The sequence below is a fragment of the Caballeronia concitans genome (assembly GCF_001544615.1).
GTDB classification, from domain to species: Bacteria; Pseudomonadota; Gammaproteobacteria; order Burkholderiales; family Burkholderiaceae; genus Caballeronia; species Caballeronia concitans.
In genome coordinates, this window is sequence record NZ_FCNV02000006.1 from 198,292 (window position 1) to 214,616 (window position 16,325).

Sequence of the window (16,325 nt, forward strand, 5' to 3'; positions counted from 1 at the left end):
TGCGGTCTGAATTGCGGCGCGTGACCACGCGCCGCTTATTTTTCTTGCGGCCTTGCTTGTTTTTATTCGGCGATGCTTTCGTAGCCGTAATAGCCTGCGTATGTGCTGCCCATCAGGATCTTCGACTGGGGCACATCGGTCAGCAGAACACCCTTCATGTTCACGCCGCCGTGATGCAGGCGCTTCATCGTCTCGCCGATTTCCTGCACCTGATTCTTGCCATGCCGCACGACGAGCAGGCTCGTGCCGGCATGCTTCCCGATCACCGTCGCGTCGGTCACAGCGAGTACCGGCGGCGTATCGACGATCACGAGGTCATAAAGCTGCTTCAGTTGCTCGAGCACTTCGCCCAGACGATCGCTTGCGAGCAGTTCCGACGGATGCGAAGGCAGCGAGCCCTTCGTGATGAGGTCCACGCCCGGCAGCACGTCATGCAGGATCGCGCTTGTGACATCGGCGCCCATCAGCACATCCGACAGACCCGGCGAATGACGCACGCCGAAGTGCGAGTGGATATCGCCGCGGCGCATGTCGCCGTCGATCAGGAGAACGCGCTTTCTCGTCGATGCAACCAGCGTCGCGAGATTCGCCGACAGGAACGACTTGCCGGCTTCGGGACGCGAACCCGTGAGCATCACCACGTTGTTGTGCGCATCGGCCATCTGCAGTTGCAGCGACGTGCGAAGACCGCGAATGCCTTCCACCGCTGCATCTTCCGGCGCCTGTGCGGCGAGCACGTGCAGCCCTTCGCGGCGCATGCCGACCTTGCGTTGCAGACGCAGTTGCTCCGTGCTGCGCGGCACGATGGCGAACACACGCACGCCGAGTTGCTTCTCGATCTCTTCCGGACGCTCCACGCCGCCGTACAGCGACTTGCGGACGAACGCGAACAGGATGCCGAGCACGAGGCCCACGCCAGCCGAGATCAGGATGACGATGAGACGCTTCGGACGCACGGGATCGTCGGCGGCCTGTGCGTAGTCCACGACGCGCACGTTGCCGATCTGCCCCGCCTTCGCAATGCGCAGTTGCTGCGCGCTGTTCAGCAGGTTCGTGTACAGCTCCGTATTCACGCGGACGTCACGCAGATAGCGCAGCGCGGTCTGCTCGGTATCGGGCAGCGTCGACACGCTCTTGCCAAGACGCGTTTGCGCACCGGACAAGGCACCGATCTGCGCGTCGAGCGCCTGCACCGAAGGATGATTCGGCGTGAAGCGTTGCGACAGTTCCGCGCGCTGCTGTTGCAGGTCCGAGAGCTTGGTCTTGTTATCGACGATCTGCTGCAGCAGCAGGCGGCTTTCCTCGCTCAAGTCCACCGTGCCCTGGCGATTACGGAACGTGTTGTAGCGCTGCTCCGCATCGTCGAGCTGCTTCTTCAGAACCGGCAGTTGCTGGTCGAGGAACGCGAGCGTGTGCTCCGCTTCCGCCGAACGCTTATCCGCATCTTGCTGCACGAAGCGGTTCGCGATGTTGTTGACGATCTGCGCGGTCTCCTTCGGGTTGCGCCCTTCGAGACTCACGCTGATGATGCCCGACTGCAGCGCGGTTTCTGCAACGGTCAGACGCTGCTGCAGGTTGTCGATGGTCGTGAGCGTCGAGAAGCGCTGCACGTCGAAGTGCACGCCCGGCGCGCCGACGAGCTTCTCGATCTTGAGCTTCACCGGACCATAGGCCGTCATGCCCGATGCTTCCTGGCCGACCTTGCCCGTGAGGATGGCGACGCCGTCCGGATCGTTCAACACGTATGAGCCGTTCTCGCCCGCGACGACGGTGAACTTCTTCTCGTACAGTTCCTTCGGCGTGTCGAAGAGCGGCACGTCGATCTGCTCGTTGCCCCATGCGAACTGCGACAGGTAACCCGCCGGCATCTGCATGTTGAGCATCGAGACCGCGCTTGCGATGGCGCCGCCGATCACCGGCACGGTATGCGGCACCGCGCTGATGTCGAGATGAAGGCGGCGCACCGTGTCGTCGACGACGAGGCGCGAGCGCAGCAATTCGATCTGCGCAGCCGTGGTCGATTTCGCATCGAACATCTGCGACACGGCTTGCACCGCGTTGACGTTCGCGTTCGCGTTGTTGTTCGCGTTGGTTTCTTCGGTCTGAATCAGCGCGTCGGCCCGGTAGGTCGGCGGCGCGATGAATGCGTACGCGGTCCCCAATGCGACCACCGCGAGCATTACGACCGTTACCAGCTTCCAGTTGCCGAAAACGGCCGCCAGATAGTCGGACAATCGCAACTCGTCGCCGGTCGAGACGTCCGAGTAGCGTGCATCAAAGTTTATGGCCATGGTCTCGCTCGCTTATTTCTTTGAAAAGTCGCACAGGAACTACGGCGCGCCCCGCGCGCGCCGCTTGAAGCCAGAAACGAAGTCTTACTTGGTGATCACCGCCGCCGTCAGACCCGCGTTGATGGCCGGCAACAACAGGTTCAGCACGCGGCTGAAGCGAACCAGACCGTTGTTGTCCACGTAGACGACGTCCTTCGGCTGCAGCTCGAAGCTGTTCGCGAGCAGCATGGACACAGGCGAACGCGCATCGAGTTTGTAGACCTCGGGGTTGTCCGTCTGGCCGTTGCGAATCACGTACAGCTCCTTCGGATCCGACGTCTCGGCGTTGAAGCTGCCGGCCTGCGAGATCGCATCCGAGAGCGTCAGCTTGCCGTTGCGCATCGGGATCACCGTTGCAGGCTTCGTCACTTCACCCATCACGTACACGCCGTTGTCTTCGCGCGAATCGATGCGCAGTGCATCGCCCGGCTTGAGCATGATGTCCGAAGGACTACGACCCTTCGCCGTCATGCCTGCCATGTTGATGTGATAGGTCACGCCGTCACGGATAAGCGTGACACGGCTTTGATCCGCCGTCGGTGCGAAACCGCCCGCACGGCCGATGGCTTCGGTGAGCGTCATCGGAATGTCGTTGATCTGCTGCGAGCCGGGCGTGCGCACTTCGCCGTCGATATAGACCTGCGATGCACGGAACGATGCGACGCGCACCGTCAGTTGCGGCTTCACGAAGACCTTCGACAGCTCCGAGTACAGCTCGCGCTGAACCTGCGATTCCGTCTTGCCCGCGACATGCAGCGCGCGGTTGACATACGGGAACTGCAGATTGCCGTCCGCATCGACGACGAAGCCGGGCGCGGCATCGGAGGTACGCGTCTGCGTTGCCGGCTGGCCGAGCGCAGCCACGAGTTCGGGGTGATCCCAGACCGTGATCTGCAGCACGTCGCCCGGTCCGAGCACGTAGGCCTTCGGCTTGCCATAGAGGCCCGCGTTCGGATCGACGGACTGCGAAGGCTGCGCGGCCTTCAGCTTGCGCACGAGCGAGAGGTCGATCGGCGTGATCGGAATGTTCACGGCCGTGGCCGTATCGCCCTGGTCGTTCGACGTTTCGGCGAGCGCGGCGGGCTTTTCCATGTGCATGCCCGGCGCGAGCGCGCAGCCCGCGAAGATCACACAGAGCGAAGCAGCAGCCGCCAGGCTCGAGAGCCGGAAGACGCCCGACACGTTGGTATTGGCGGCCATGGATGTGGTGCCCGGTTGTTGTTGGTTGTGCATGATGGTCGTCCCCTGCATCAATAAGCGTTGGTGTGGCGTAGTCCCTTGAAGATCGTCGCGGCGATGATTTTCATATCGAGGCCGAACGACCAATTACCCAGGTAGTACAAATCGTGAGCGACGCGTCCTTCCATTTTTTCGATGAGATCGGTTTCTCCGCGAAAGCCGTTGACCTGGGCCCAGCCGGTGATGCCCGGCTTGATCCGGTAACGATGGATGTACCCCGACACGACCTTCTGATAAAGGTCGTCATGCTCCAGTGCGTGGGGACGCGGGCCCACGACCGACATGTCGCCGAGCAGAACGTTGAAGAACTGCGGCAGCTCATCGAGGCTGGTACGGCGCAGGAAGGCTCCGACACGGGTCACGCGCGGGTCGTTGCGCGTGGCCTGGCGAACCACCCCGGCCTGTTCCGTATGCAGGCGCATGGAACGGAACTTGTAGATACGGAAGACGCGTCCATCCGCGCCCTTGCGGCGCTGCCTGAAGAACACCGGACCACGCGACGTCAGCTTGATCGCGATGGCGATGCCCAAGAGCAGCGGCGATACGGCGATGATCGCGGCGAGCGCGAACACGCGGTCGAAGATTTCCTTTTGCAGCAGCGCGCTTTGCGAGATCGGCGATGCAACGAGGTTGATCGCGGTTTCGCCGATCAGGTCCGTCGTGCCGGCTTCGAAAAGCGCGAGGCTGCGCACGTCGGGCATGAAGCGCACGTTCACGAGCTCGTCGCGGAACTCGTTCACGAAGCGATGAATGGTGCGTTCCTCCGACAGCGGCAACGCGAGCCACACTTCATGCACGTTGTGCGTGCGAACGTAGTTCACGAAGGCATCGTGATCTTCGAACACGGGCACGCGCGTGTTGAGCCGGCCCGATTCGGGCGACACGTTGAACGCGGCGCTCGCACGGAAGCCCGAATTCTTCGCGCGTTCCAGCTTCCTGACGATGGAATTGCAATGCTTGCCGCATCCGACGATCGCGACCTGATGCAGGTTCATCCCTGCATTGCGCATGCGTGCGAGCACGACATGCGTGAGCAGCCTGCCGCCGATCATGAGTCCGCCGGACATTGCGGTCCAGTAGGCGAACCACAGGCGCGACACGTAGTCGATCCTGTGCAGCGAAAACATCAGTGCAAGCGCACAGCCTTGCACCACGAGCCAGCCAAGCGACACCTGGCAGGCCAGCATGACCTTGCTACGGCCGCGCCATGATTGATAGACGCCGAAGCCCGGAAACAGGGCAAGCGAGAACGCTGCCGCAAAAGCGACGAACACCACCGAATAGGCGGGCGCCGTTATGTCCTCGAACCTGATCTGCGACGCCACCGCCGCGCCGCCCACGATCATGGCGACGTCGAACAGGCGCGCGAGCAATCCTTGTAAATCGCGCATCTTTTCTCCCCGAACGAAATCGATCCCGCCCAGCTACCGTTATGTCTCCTCCCTCGCATCCGGTCTTGTGTGCTGCACGCCGTTTGCGAGGCCCCGTCCCTCATCCGCTAGCCGATGCGATCAGCTGCGGCCATACGTGTCGTCGAAACGAACGATGTCGTCCTCGCCGAGATAACTGCCCGACTGCACCTCGATCATTTCGAGCGGTACCTTGCCCGGATTCTCGAGACGATGGCGGACGCCCAGCGGAATGAACGTCGATTCGTTCTCCGAAAGAAGGAACTGTTCTTCGCCGCGCGTGACGAGCGCCGTGCCGCACACGACGATCCAGTGCTCCGCGCGATGGTGATGCATCTGCAGCGACAGCTGCGCGCCCGGCGCCACCACGATGCGCTTCACCTGGAAGCGTTCGCCATGCTCGATCGAGTCATAGAAGCCCCACGGACGGCGCACCTTGCGATGCGTGTCCGCTTCGGGCGCATGCTGCTCGCGGATGCGCGCGACGAGGCCCTTGATGTCCTGCACGCGCGAACGGTCCGCGACGAGCACCGCATCGTCCGTTTCGACGACGATGATGTTGGTCGTGCCCACGCATGCGACGAGGCGTCCGCCTTCGGAGCGCGCATAGCTCGAGGTCGCGCCTTCGAACACCACGCGGCCGCTCGCGACGTTGCCCGAGTCGTCCTTGTCCATCGCGTCCCACACGGCGTCCCACGAGCCGAGATCCGACCAGCCCGCGACGAGCGGAACGACAACGCCTTCGCACGGCGCGTTCGGCGTGCCGATGTGCTCCATCACCGCGTAGTCGATCGAATCGGACGGCGCGCTGCCGAACTGGGCTGCATTCGGACGGAAGAACTTGCCGTCGTCCTTGCCTTCGCCGAGCGCCGCGCAGCAGGCTGCGTGCATGTCGGGATTGAGCTTCTGCAGCGCGGCGAGCCACACACTTGCGCGCACGACGAAGATGCCGCTGTTCCACCAGTACGTGCCCGCTGCGACGTATTGCGCGGCGAGTTCGGCGGCGGGCTTCTCGACGAAGCGGTCGATCTGGTGCGCGCCGTCGTTCAGCGCGCCGCCCAGGCGGATATAGCCGAAGCCGGTGTCGGGGCGCGTCGGCGGAATGCCGAGCGTCGCGATGGCGCCGCGTTCCGCGTGTTCGGCGGCGATCGCGATCGCGCGATGCAGCGCCGGGATGTCCGCGATCGAATGATCGGCGGGCATCGCGACCATGATCGCGTCGCGGCCGTCCTTGCATGCGGCGAGCGCGGCGAGCGTCAGCGCGGGCGCCGTGTCGCGGCGTGCCGGCTCGACGATGATCTTCGCGGTGACGCCGCTTTCGCGCGTCTGTTCTTCGGTCGTGAAGCGATGTTCTTCGCCGCAGACGATGATCGGCTCGCCCGCGACATCGAAGTCGCCGGTGAAGCCTTTCATGCGCGATACGGTCGCCTGAAGAAGCGAGTCGCGGCCGACCACGCCGATCAACTGCTTCGGGAACTGCTCACGGGACATCGGCCACAGGCGCGTGCCCGAGCCGCCGGCCAGAATGACGGAAACCAGCCGGCGGCAAGGCGTGGCCGTCGTGGCCAAACTCGTCTGTGCATCGCTGCTGCTTACCATCACTCCGCCTTCCGTGCGTGTCTCATTGCTCATCGTAGGACTCCTGCCTGCATGTTCGTGCGCGGTTCACGTGCAATCCGTGCCGCCCGAGAATGATTGGGCCCCGGACCAAGATGGTCCGGCCAAATGTTCGACGCTAAACGCCACCCCTGTCCGCTACCCCACACAGAGGGACGCATGGTGCTAAGGCCTTGCTGTCTCCTGGCCCTTCTGACGCGTCCGGCTTTCAGCCGTTTGCCTCACGCCGGCTTTGCATCCGGTATTCGGTCGGCGAAATCAGAAGGCGCTTGCGGAAAATCTTGGCGAGCCGGTCGCCATTGCCCATGCCGCTGCGGCGCGCGATCTTGTCCACCGGCAACTCGGAGTCGGTGAGCAGCGCGCACGTCACGGCAAGGCGTGCCTGCAGCAGATAATCGGATGGCGTGATGCCCATCTCGATCTTGAAGCGGCGCAGGAAGTTGCGCTCGCTCATCGCGGCCACCTGCGCCGCATCCACGACGGAAATCGGCCGCTCGCAGTTGTCCTGGAGCCACCGCGCCGCCGCGCGAATCTTGTCGCCCGCCGATGCCGCGCCGCTGTCGCCCAGGATCGACACGAGCTTCGCGGCGGAGCCGGGCATGAGCCGCTCGGCCACGCTGCGCGATACGTCGAGGCCCAGGTCGCGCTTGACGAGCATGAGCGCGCCCTTCATCGACTCGTAGCGGTCGCCAGCGTCGCCCTGCTGATCCTCGCGCACGAGCTGGATCATCGCGTTGCCGTAGCGCGCCTGCGCATCGTGTGCGTGACCGATGCCCGCGGCTTCGAGCACCTTGCGGCCTTCGGAGATGGACTTCATCACCGTGGTCTTCGCGTTCACGCGGCGCAGCCATTCGACGATGCGTTCGTCCTTCGCGGCTTCTTCCGCGCCGCGGCCGCCGGCCACGAAGAGCGCGTCGAAGCCGCCGTAGTGACGCGCGTCGAGGCCGTCCGTCCATACGCGGACCGACGACGAGCAGGCGACGTTGCCGCCTTCGACGGACAGAAAGCGCACGTCGTACGTGCAGTCCGCCTTGGCCTTCACCGACGACAGTTCATTTGCCATGTGAAAGACTTCAGCGACGATTCCCGCGCCCAGTAGCGAGAATCCGTCGAACAGCAAAATCGCAATGCGTTTCACCTCGGCCTGCGACGGTCTCGTCGAGGGAGGCATCCAACCCATCACTGCGGGTTCGAGAGTGGCGTAAGGCATGGTCATCCTCTGCAGCTTTGTTTCCAGGGTGCGGAAGAGTTACTCGGCCATTGCGTTGCATCAAGGCGTATCCCGAACTGCGCCGGGTTGCCGTGACCGATGGGAACGAGAGGTTGGCGGAATCGGCTCCGCTGGTGTGAATAATAAGCAGACAAAGATTTCCGTGGGCCGTATTTTCGCGCTTAAACCACAAAATCTGTTCTGATATGAGGGTGACCGCACATTGATAACCCTCTCGCTCAATCGGATTGAACTTCTTTCAATGCCGGACATCGCGAATTCATTAAATCTTCATACGAACGAACGTTTCATTCATCGGAAACGGCTGGCTTCTTTTGCATATACGCTGCCGACCGAATGCCTGGAAGCCTTGTCACGCGCGGCTGTGCGGCTTATCGCACGTTGCGGCGCCCCGCACGCGGCATTCAAAATTGATTCATCGATGAAACATCGGCGCGGATAACGCGTCCTCTTCGCGCCATGTGAATCGGAAATTTTTGGTTTATGAACGGCCAAATTGCAACAAGCGATTTACGCATTCTATGCAAGGTATTTAATCCGTCATTCTACTTTTTATTAATCGAAGTGCATTTTCGATTTACCGCAGCAAAACTGAATAGACGCGCTTTTAAATTGCTTTGCGAGTATTTATTCACCGACATAATCGGGTATTTTGATATGAATTAAGATGCTGCGGCGCGCAAGGGTCGAACGCCCGCGAGCCGCCCTGTTCAAAGGGGTCGCGGACCGGACGTTTCCGCCAAAACCTAGTTCATTTGCGGCGGCGCACCGATTTGGGTAATTACGAACGAGCGGATGTTAAGCGGTTCAATCGTCCGGGGAATAGCGGAAAACCAGAACGAAAAAATTGCGGTCCGCGGACGCTTTCAATCACAACACGCAATCGTCTGATGCATCGGTCAACTTTGCCGGTTCCGTCGGCCGCAGCAACAATTTGGCGCACGGGGGCGTGTGTTTCACATCTGAAAAGTAGGCCGCCGCTGGAATGACGCATTCATCGGACGAAGGACAGGCGCACGTGCGCGCGCGCACGGTTCGCCTTGCGCGCGGCAGTCATCGTGGGCGCTTCCGCACGGCTCGAGTTTCGCACGATGATTCCATTCCCTTCCGCCCGCCGCGTGACGGCAGCCATCGCCCTGCTGCTGACGATGACCGCCTGCGACAACGCCACGTCCGACGAAGCCGCCACGCACGCTATCGCCAACACGCGCGCCACGTTCGATACACCGCCGCTACGCTGCGACGCGCCCGCTTCGCCCGAAGCTGCGGGACGCGACGGTCCCGCGATCGAAGCCGATACGCCCGGCAGCGACGGCACGCGCATGTTCGCGCTGAACGCGCCGCTGCGCATTGCGATCACGACGCGCGCAAGCTCCGCCGATGCGGTCAGCTGGGAGATCCGCGACGCGTGGAACGTCGTGAAGGCGAGCGGCCGCTTCGCCGTCGATGCGAAGCCCGGCACGTACACGCTCGCGTGTTCATCGCGGGCGGCGGGGTATTTCGCGGTGAGCGCATCGCTCGAATCGGAGAAGAGCGCGTTGCCCCAGCGCGGCACGCGGCCCGCCGGCATCGCGACGTTCGGCGTGCTGCCCGATGTATCGGCGGCGCTGCCGGCCGTGACGTATGCGCATCCGGATCAGCATCGCTTCGGCGGACAGGGCGCGGCGTATCTCAAGCCGGGCGAAGGATGCTGCTCGGGCGACGGTTATCGCCCGCTCTATCCGGATCTCGGTCTCACGTGGGTCAACGACAATCGCAACTGGTACATGACCGAGGAGAAAGGTCCGCACGCGTTCTCCGCGACCGCGGACAATCTCGCGCCCTTCTTCAAACCCGGCGATCTGCTGCGCCTCATTCAGCTCGACGGCATTCCCGCATGGGCGAGTCCGACCAAAGAGACGACGCACAGCTACGCGCCTGCATCGGCATTTTTCGATGCCTACCGCGACTACATGAAGCGCGTAGGCGAGGAATCGAGCACGGTGCGCAAGCGCTGGTTCCCGCAACAGGCGCACAACTACTACCAGGTCACGTGGGAGCCGGATTACGAAGGCGGCCTGCCCTGGCGCGATTCGGATGCGAACCTCGTCGCGATGTACAAGGCCACGCACGAGGCCATTCATGCGGGCGATCCGAACGCGGTCGTGATGGGGCTGACGCTATCGAATCTCGCTTCGAACACGACGTGGCTCGAGCGTCTCGCGCCGCTTGGCATCGGCAAGTATCTGGATGGCGTGAGCGTGCACGGCTACTACGACGTGGGCACGTCGCCGTCGCATCCGCCGGAACGTTTCGATGCGGATGCCTCCACGTCCGCCAAGGCGATGCCCGCCGCGATGCGCGCATTGCGTCGCGCGATGACGAACATCGTGAAGCCGGGCGCGAAGCTCTTCGTGACGGAGACGGGCGTGAGTTATGACATCGGCAGCAAGTACGGCGCGCATACGCCCGACTGGAACGTGCTCTATGCACAGGGCGCGGTGGTCGCGCGCGCGCATCTGATCCTGCTCGGCGAAGGCGCGGACGTGAGCTTCGTGTTCTATAGCGCGGATCCGCCCGAAGTGGGTTATGGCGTGTTCTTCGATCTCGTGAATGCGGCGGGCGGTTATGGTCAGAAGCAGATCAGCCCGAAGCCTGCCGCGATGGCGGTGGCCGCGATGACGCGCATCATCGACGGCACGACGACGCTCGGTTATATCGACGGCACGCCCAGGGGCGTCTATGCGTATGCGTTCCAGCGCCTGAATGGCGGCAAGGTGGTGACGGCGTTGTGGACGCATCGCAATGCAACGTGGCCGGGGCCTGATGGCTTCGATGCGACGCATGCCGTGAATTACGCGCTCGCCGTCGATGCGCCGGGCACGTCGGGCACGGTGACGCTCATCGACATGATGGGCAATGCATCGTCGAAGCGATACAGCGATGGACGCGTGACGCTCACGTTGAGCGAAGCGCCGGTGTATGTGGTCTCCGATAACGCCGCCGCGATGCGTGCGCACGTGACGAAGCCTGCGGGTTATGTCGGGCAATGACGCGCCAGTGAGGGACGTTCGGCCGATGGCATGCGCTAGCGATCTTTAGTCGGTTATGACCAGTGCTGCGGCTGACTGCCGCATGCACGCGCGCGCTACACTGAATTTGCGCTGAGTCTGATGAAAAAACGGGGACCGGCATCCATCATCCATAACGATCAAAACAAAAATGACCAACGCAACGGCGCTGCTGAGCGAAGCGGACTTCATGACGGTGGTGCGGCTGACTCCGCTCGTGTCGATCGATCTCATTGTTACCGATGGCAATCGGCGGGTGCTTGTGGGGCGGCGTCGGAACCGGCCTGCACAGGGGACGTGGTTCGTGCCGGGCGGGCGCATTGCGAAGGACGAATCGCTCGACGCGGCGTTCAGGCGCATTGTGCACAATGAGCTTGGCGTCGCCAGTGTGGAGCGGTCATCGTCGCGATTCTTTGGGGTGTTCGAACACTGCTATGACGATAATTTTTCTGGTGCTCAAGGGTTTGGTACGCACTATATCGTGCTCGCTTATGCGATGAGTCTATCGGGCGCCGTCCCTATCGGACGGTTCGATCAGCACAGTGAGTATCAATGGTTGCACCTTGAGGATCTGCTCGCGCAGAACGACGTGCATGAGAATACTAAGGCTTATTTTCGTTAATTTGCTTCTTTCTCTCGTGCAAGGGTTTTTGATTAGGTTGCCGAATTATTTTTGGTGAACTTGTTTTCGCGTCGGTCTATTGGCTCGCCCCTCCCCGGGGCGGGGGTCACTTTCTTTGCTGCTGCAAAGAAAGTAACCAAAGAAAGCAGCTTTCTTGGCCCAAAGCACTACCGGCGTGACCACTCCGTAGTGCCACGTTGGCACTCAGTTTGAATCAACCTTGAATCACCCTCCACGCCCACTGTGCGCCACCCCATGCGAGCCCCCAGGCTCGATAAAACCATCGCGCACATCGCACCACGCACAGCACAAACTCACAGAAACCTACTGATCATCGCCATCAATGCATGCGCCCTTGCTTGGTGTGCGTGGGTTGCCGGGCTTAGGCTGCCGGGCTTGGTCTGCCGGGCGTGACTTGGCGAGCTTGGTTAGCGATTGGAGATTTGCTGCGTGGATTCGTTTTTATCTTGCGTGAGCGGTGGTCTTCGATGGGTGTTGTCGAGCCGGGGGGCTCGCGTGGGGTGGCGCTCAGCGGGCGTGGAAGGTGATTCAAGGTTGATTCAAGCTGAGTGCCAATCTGGTTCTACGGAGTGATCACGCAGTCAGTGCTTCGGGCCAGAAAAGCTGCTTTCTTTGGTTACTTTCTTTGCAGCAGCAAAGAAAGTGACCCCCGCCCCGGGGAGGGGCGTGCTAATAGACCGACGCGAAAATAAGTAGAGCAAATCCCACTGGCCCGAGAGGCCACCCCCCCCCGGGGCAGGAAGCACAAAAGCAAAAAGCTCAAGCCTCAGCAACAGGCAAAGGCACGACATCAGAAACGCTCTCGGCATCGAGAACATCCTCAACAACCGCCGGAGGCAAGAACTGACCTTTCAGATATTCTTCGAACTCGGTTCGAACCTCAGGATGTCGGAGTGCAAACTCCACAGTAGCCTTGAGATAACCCAGCTTGCTGCCGCAATCGAACCGCTTCCCGCGATACCGATACGCCAGCACCTGCTCCTGCGAAAGGAGCGTCTGAATCCCGTCGGTCAACTGAATCTCGCCGCCCGCGCCGGGCTTCTGGTTCCGCAGGAATTCGAAGATCCGCGGCATCAGCACATATCGCCCGACCACGCCGAAATTCGAAGGCGCCACCGCCGGCTCAGGCTTCTCCACCACACGCGACAGCTTGAAGAGTCCATCGTCCCAAGGCTTGCCTTCGATCACGCCATACGAACGCGAATCCTTCCGATCGATCTCCTCGACCCCAATCACCGACGAATGATAGTGATCGAATACATCGACCATCTGCGCCAGCACAGGCGGCTGGCCATCCAGCAAATCGTCCGCGAGCACGACAGCAAACGGCTCATCGCCGACGAGCTTCTCCGCGCACAACACCGCATGCCCGAGGCCGAGCGCCTCGGCCTGCCGCACGTACATGCACGTCACATGGCTCGGCAAAATACCGCGCACGAGTTCGAGCAGCTTCGCCTTGCCGCGTGCTTCGAGCTCGGCCTCGATCTCATACGACTTGTCGAAGTGATCCTCGATCGCGCGCTTGCTGCGGCCCGTCACGAAGATCATCTCCGTGATGCCCGCGGCCATCGCCTCTTCGACCGCATACTGAATCAGCGGCTTGTCCACCACCGGCAACATTTCCTTCGGGCTCGCCTTCGTTGCGGGAAGAAATCGCGTACCGAGTCCCGCCACCGGAAATACCGCTTTGCGCACTTTTAGCATCGGCTCACCTTGTTCGTTGAATGTGCAAAGCGACCGCGACGCTTGATCGAGCGTTCGCAGCCGCCTCTTGTTGGGTTGTCGCCGTCGCCGAATTCGTCAGACGACACGAGTAGCGTCAGCTTATTCGCCCGATATCGAAATCATCTGCCAACACTTCGTCATTTTCAGACTGGCGACGCGACGGCTGTTCGGTGCCGCGTATAGTGCGACGCATGTGAGCTTAGTTTTCCCGCTTCGACGTTCCTGCCCGGAACAAGGGGGATGAAAGCAACCGTCTTGCATGAGACCTACGCGGCACGCCGGTGACACGCTCGTGACATCCGCTGCGCCCGCCACGGTCGACAGGAGAAAGTCGATGGTATATGCCAATGGTATGGGCCGGCTGCAAGTCGTGCGCCCGCCCGAGCCCGGCGCGCGGTCCGCCGACATGGCAAAGCGGATCGGCATTCTGGTCTTCGAGGACTTCTCTCTCGTCGAAGTCAGTTCGATCTCCGAGGTCTTCTCGCTTGCCAATGAGTTGTGCCCCGCGCCGGACGATTCGCGCGGCCAACGTGAGCAACCGCACGCTTCTTCAACATCGTTTGCAGAAACGCCGAACTATTCGCTGCAGTTCGTGTCCAGCGAAGGAGGCAGCGTCGCGAGCAGTTGTTCCATGCGCGTCTGGACCGAAAGCCTCGACGCGCGATGGATGAACGAGTGCGACGCGCTCTTCATCGCGGGCGGCCCCGGCGCACGGCGCGCGCGCCACGATGCGCTGCTGAAGAAGCAGCTCGGCCGCATCGCGCCGAAGGTTCCGTTCATCAAGGCAATCGGCGAAGGCGCCCACCTTCTCGCGGCATCGAATCTGACGCTGCAGAACCGCTCGCTCGATTTCGCCGATGAACCGGCGGCGGAAGCCATGTCGCCGGCATTGTCGAATGCGCTCTTGATCGCCGAGCAGACGCTCTCGCTCGACGACCCGAAAGGGCCGATCGCCGCGGCGCTGTCCATGGTCAAGCGCGATTACGGCGCGGCGGTCGCGCGCGAAGTATCGGAACGATCGATACCCGGCGCGTGGCAAAAGCTCGCCATGGTGCTCGACGACACCGACGGCGGCGGCGTGCGTCAGAAGATCGACGCGGCCGCGCGCTGGATCCGCGAGAATTACGTGCGGCCGATTTCGATCACCGATGCCGCACGCGTCGCCGCGATGAGCGAACGCAACTTTCTGCGTCGCTTCAAGGCGCAAATCGGCCTGACGCCGTCGGAATACTTGCTGCGCGCGCGGCTCGATGCGAGCTGCATGCTGCTCGCCGCCACCGATCTGCCCGTGGACAAGATCGCGCGGCGTTGCGGCGCGGGCAGCGGCGACGGCCTCGCGAAAATTTTTCGCAAACGGCTCTCGATCTCACCGACCGAATATCGCATGGCGGGACGCCGCAAACAGGCGGACAGCTCGTAGCCGTTTCAACACTGCGATACCTAAAACGGACACGTATGGAAACAAAGGTACTCTGGATTTGTTCGAACCTCGGGGATGCGGCGCTGACATTGCCGCTCGCGCTCGTCTGCGCGTTGTGGCTCCGCACGGTGGATTTTCGGCTCGCGCTGCGCTGGGCCGCGCTGCTCGGCGCAGGCATGGGGCTCGTCGGCCTGTCGAAGATTCTCTATGCAGGCTGCGGGCTCGAAGTCTCCGCCCTCAACTTCCGGATGATCAGCGGGCACACGATGCTCGCCGCATCCATCTACACGGTCGCGGGCGCGCTGCTGTTCGGCAGCCTCGGCGGCGCGTGGTATCGGCTGGGCGCGGCGGGCGGCCTCGCGCTCGCGGCCATGATCGGCGCGAGCCGCATCATTCAGGATGCGCATACGCCGAGCGAAGTCGTCGCCGGCTGGATACTCGGCGCCGCCATCGCCGCGATGCTGCTCGTGCGCGTGTTCGAGCAGCCGCGCAAGATGCCGCGCGCGGCGGTCGCGGGCGTCGGGCTGCTCGCGGTGTCGTCGATTGCGTATGGGCATCACGCGCCGTTTCAGGCGCTCATCGAACATTACTCGTGGTGGCTCTGCCGGGGCCTCGGCCTCTCCTGAGCAAAGCGGCGAGGTCGTGAGTATGATGCCCGCTTGATTCGCAGGCTCATACACGCCGCGCGCCCGATGACGGTTCGTCACGCGCGCGGCCAAGACTTCGGACATCGAGCATGGACCGCTTCCTCGCAATGAAAGTGTTCGCGCGCGTCGTCGAATCGGGCAGTTTCTCGAAAGCCGCCGACGCGCTTCGCCTTCCGCCCGCGAGCGTGTCGCGCACGCTGCAGGCGCTCGAAGCGCATCTCGGCGCGCGGCTCCTGAACCGCACGACGCGCAGCATCAGCATCACCGAAGACGGCGAAGCCTATTACGAGCGATGCGTGCGCGTGCTCGGCGAAGTCGACGACATGGAAGCGTCGCTGTCGCATTCGAAGCTGAGTCCCAAGGGCAACGTGAAGGTCAGCCTGCCGCAAGTGATGGCGAAGAGCACCATCATTCCCGCGCTGCCTGAGTTCTTCGCGGCGTATCCGGATATCGGCGTCGAATTGCTGTTGACCGACCGCCAGGTGGATCTCGTCGAAGATGCGGTCGATTGCGTCGTGCGCGTCGGCGCGATCGGCGATGTCGGGCTGGTGGCGAAACGCATCGGCGCCTATACGCAGATCACGTGCGCATCGCCGGGATACATCGAACGATATGGCGAGCCGCACACGCTCGACGATCTCGACCGGCATCTCGCCGTCGGCTACGTGCTCAACAAGTCGGGGCGCGTGCGGAACTGGGAATTCGTCGTCGATGGCGAAGCGCGCAGCATCGCGCTCAAGCACAAGATCGCCGTCAACGATGGCGATTCATACATCGCATGCGGCCTCGCGGGACTCGGGCTGATCCAGAGTTCGAGCTACACGCTCGCGCCTTACCTGCAAAGCGGCGCGCTGCGGCGCGTGCTGACGGACTATCCGGCGCATCCGCGCGTGGTGTCGGTACTGTATGCGGCGAACCGGCATCAGCCGCGCCGCGTGCGCGTGTTCATCGACTGGGTCGCGGAGTTGTATGCGCGGTTGCCGGCGTTTCAGCAAGACGCGAAGGCGCAGTGAT

Annotated in this window: 11 protein-coding genes; 5 read left to right on the top strand and 6 right to left on the bottom strand. The window is 62.4% G+C overall.

The features are described from left to right. Positions 1–62 precede the first annotated feature (62 nt). The 5 genes from AWB72_RS16540 to AWB72_RS16560 all read right to left on the bottom strand — a co-directional run bounded on the left by AWB72_RS16540 (position 63) and on the right by AWB72_RS16560 (position 7,805). Positions 63–2,291 (bottom strand): polysaccharide biosynthesis tyrosine autokinase, encoded by a 2,229-nt coding sequence (locus tag AWB72_RS16540; protein ID WP_040050786.1) that lies wholly within the window; start codon positions 2,289–2,291, stop codon positions 63–65. Between the two features lie 84 nt (positions 2,292–2,375). Next, entirely contained in the window at positions 2,376–3,530 is a 1,155-nt protein-coding gene (locus AWB72_RS16545; RefSeq protein WP_040050883.1) for a polysaccharide biosynthesis/export family protein, read from the bottom strand. Between the two features lie 50 nt (positions 3,531–3,580). Further along, positions 3,581–4,960 carry an undecaprenyl-phosphate glucose phosphotransferase gene (locus AWB72_RS16550; RefSeq protein WP_040050787.1) on the bottom strand — a complete coding sequence of 460 codons (1,380 nt, stop codon included), beginning with the start codon at positions 4,958–4,960 and terminating at the stop codon, positions 3,581–3,583. Between the two features lie 120 nt (positions 4,961–5,080). Then, positions 5,081–6,577, bottom strand: coding sequence for a mannose-1-phosphate guanylyltransferase/mannose-6-phosphate isomerase (locus AWB72_RS16555; RefSeq protein ID WP_087128306.1), 1,497 nt, complete (start codon positions 6,575–6,577; stop codon positions 5,081–5,083). A 226-nt stretch (positions 6,578–6,803) separates the two neighbouring features. After that, entirely contained in the window at positions 6,804–7,805 is a 1,002-nt protein-coding gene (locus AWB72_RS16560; RefSeq protein WP_087128388.1) for a GlxA family transcriptional regulator, read from the bottom strand. 1,112 nt (positions 7,806–8,917) lie between these two features. Here AWB72_RS16560 and AWB72_RS16565 point away from each other — a divergent pair. Together AWB72_RS16565 and AWB72_RS16570 are read left to right on the top strand one after the other, a co-directional pair. Continuing rightward, entirely contained in the window at positions 8,918–10,858 is a 1,941-nt protein-coding gene (locus AWB72_RS16565) for a hypothetical protein (protein ID WP_244285652.1), read from the top strand. 187 nt (positions 10,859–11,045) lie between these two features. Continuing rightward, on the top strand, positions 11,046–11,498 hold the full coding sequence (locus AWB72_RS16570; RefSeq protein ID WP_040050886.1) for a GDP-mannose mannosyl hydrolase: 453 nt from the start codon (positions 11,046–11,048) through the stop codon (positions 11,496–11,498). 780 nt (positions 11,499–12,278) lie between these two features. Here the strand turns inward: AWB72_RS16570 and galU are convergent. Next, entirely contained in the window at positions 12,279–13,223 is a 945-nt protein-coding gene (gene galU / locus AWB72_RS16575; protein WP_087128307.1) for a UTP--glucose-1-phosphate uridylyltransferase GalU, read from the bottom strand. A gap of 355 nt (positions 13,224–13,578) precedes the next feature. Between galU and AWB72_RS16580 the strand changes: the two genes are divergently transcribed. The 3 genes from AWB72_RS16580 (at position 13,579) to AWB72_RS16590 (ending at position 16,324) form a co-directional block, all read left to right on the top strand. After that, the gene (locus AWB72_RS16580; protein WP_040050789.1) at positions 13,579–14,664 is read left to right on the top strand and encodes a GlxA family transcriptional regulator; all 1,086 of its coding nucleotides are present in this window, start codon (positions 13,579–13,581) and stop codon (positions 14,662–14,664) included. Positions 14,665–14,699: 35 nt separating this feature from the next. Next, on the top strand, positions 14,700–15,290 hold the full coding sequence (locus AWB72_RS16585; RefSeq protein WP_040050790.1) for a phosphatase PAP2 family protein: 591 nt from the start codon (positions 14,700–14,702) through the stop codon (positions 15,288–15,290). A gap of 110 nt (positions 15,291–15,400) precedes the next feature. Continuing rightward, positions 15,401–16,324 carry a LysR family transcriptional regulator gene (locus tag AWB72_RS16590; RefSeq protein ID WP_087128309.1) on the top strand — a complete coding sequence of 308 codons (924 nt, stop codon included), beginning with the start codon at positions 15,401–15,403 and terminating at the stop codon, positions 16,322–16,324. Position 16,325: the final 1 nt, after the last annotated feature.

Bases quoted from the DNA above. Each gene is read 5' to 3' on its own strand.
- AWB72_RS16565 (WP_244285652.1), top strand. From the start codon at position 8,918: ATGATTCCATTCCCTTCCGCCCGCCGCGTGACGGCAGCCATCGCCCTG.
- AWB72_RS16540 (WP_040050786.1), bottom strand. From the start codon at position 2,291: ATGGCCATAAACTTTGATGCACGCTACTCGGACGTCTCGACCGGCGAC.
- AWB72_RS16550 (WP_040050787.1), bottom strand. From the start codon at position 4,960: ATGCGCGATTTACAAGGATTGCTCGCGCGCCTGTTCGACGTCGCCATG.
- AWB72_RS16545 (WP_040050883.1), bottom strand. From the start codon at position 3,530: ATGGCCGCCAATACCAACGTGTCGGGCGTCTTCCGGCTCTCGAGCCTG.
- AWB72_RS16585 (WP_040050790.1), top strand. From the start codon at position 14,700: ATGGAAACAAAGGTACTCTGGATTTGTTCGAACCTCGGGGATGCGGCG.
- AWB72_RS16560 (WP_087128388.1), bottom strand. From the start codon at position 7,805: ATGCCTTACGCCACTCTCGAACCCGCAGTGATGGGTTGGATGCCTCCC.
- AWB72_RS16590 (WP_087128309.1), top strand. From the start codon at position 15,401: ATGGACCGCTTCCTCGCAATGAAAGTGTTCGCGCGCGTCGTCGAATCG.
- AWB72_RS16580 (WP_040050789.1), top strand. From the start codon at position 13,579: ATGGTATATGCCAATGGTATGGGCCGGCTGCAAGTCGTGCGCCCGCCC.
- galU (WP_087128307.1), bottom strand. From the start codon at position 13,223: ATGCTAAAAGTGCGCAAAGCGGTATTTCCGGTGGCGGGACTCGGTACG.
- AWB72_RS16555 (WP_087128306.1), bottom strand. From the start codon at position 6,577: ATGGTAAGCAGCAGCGATGCACAGACGAGTTTGGCCACGACGGCCACG.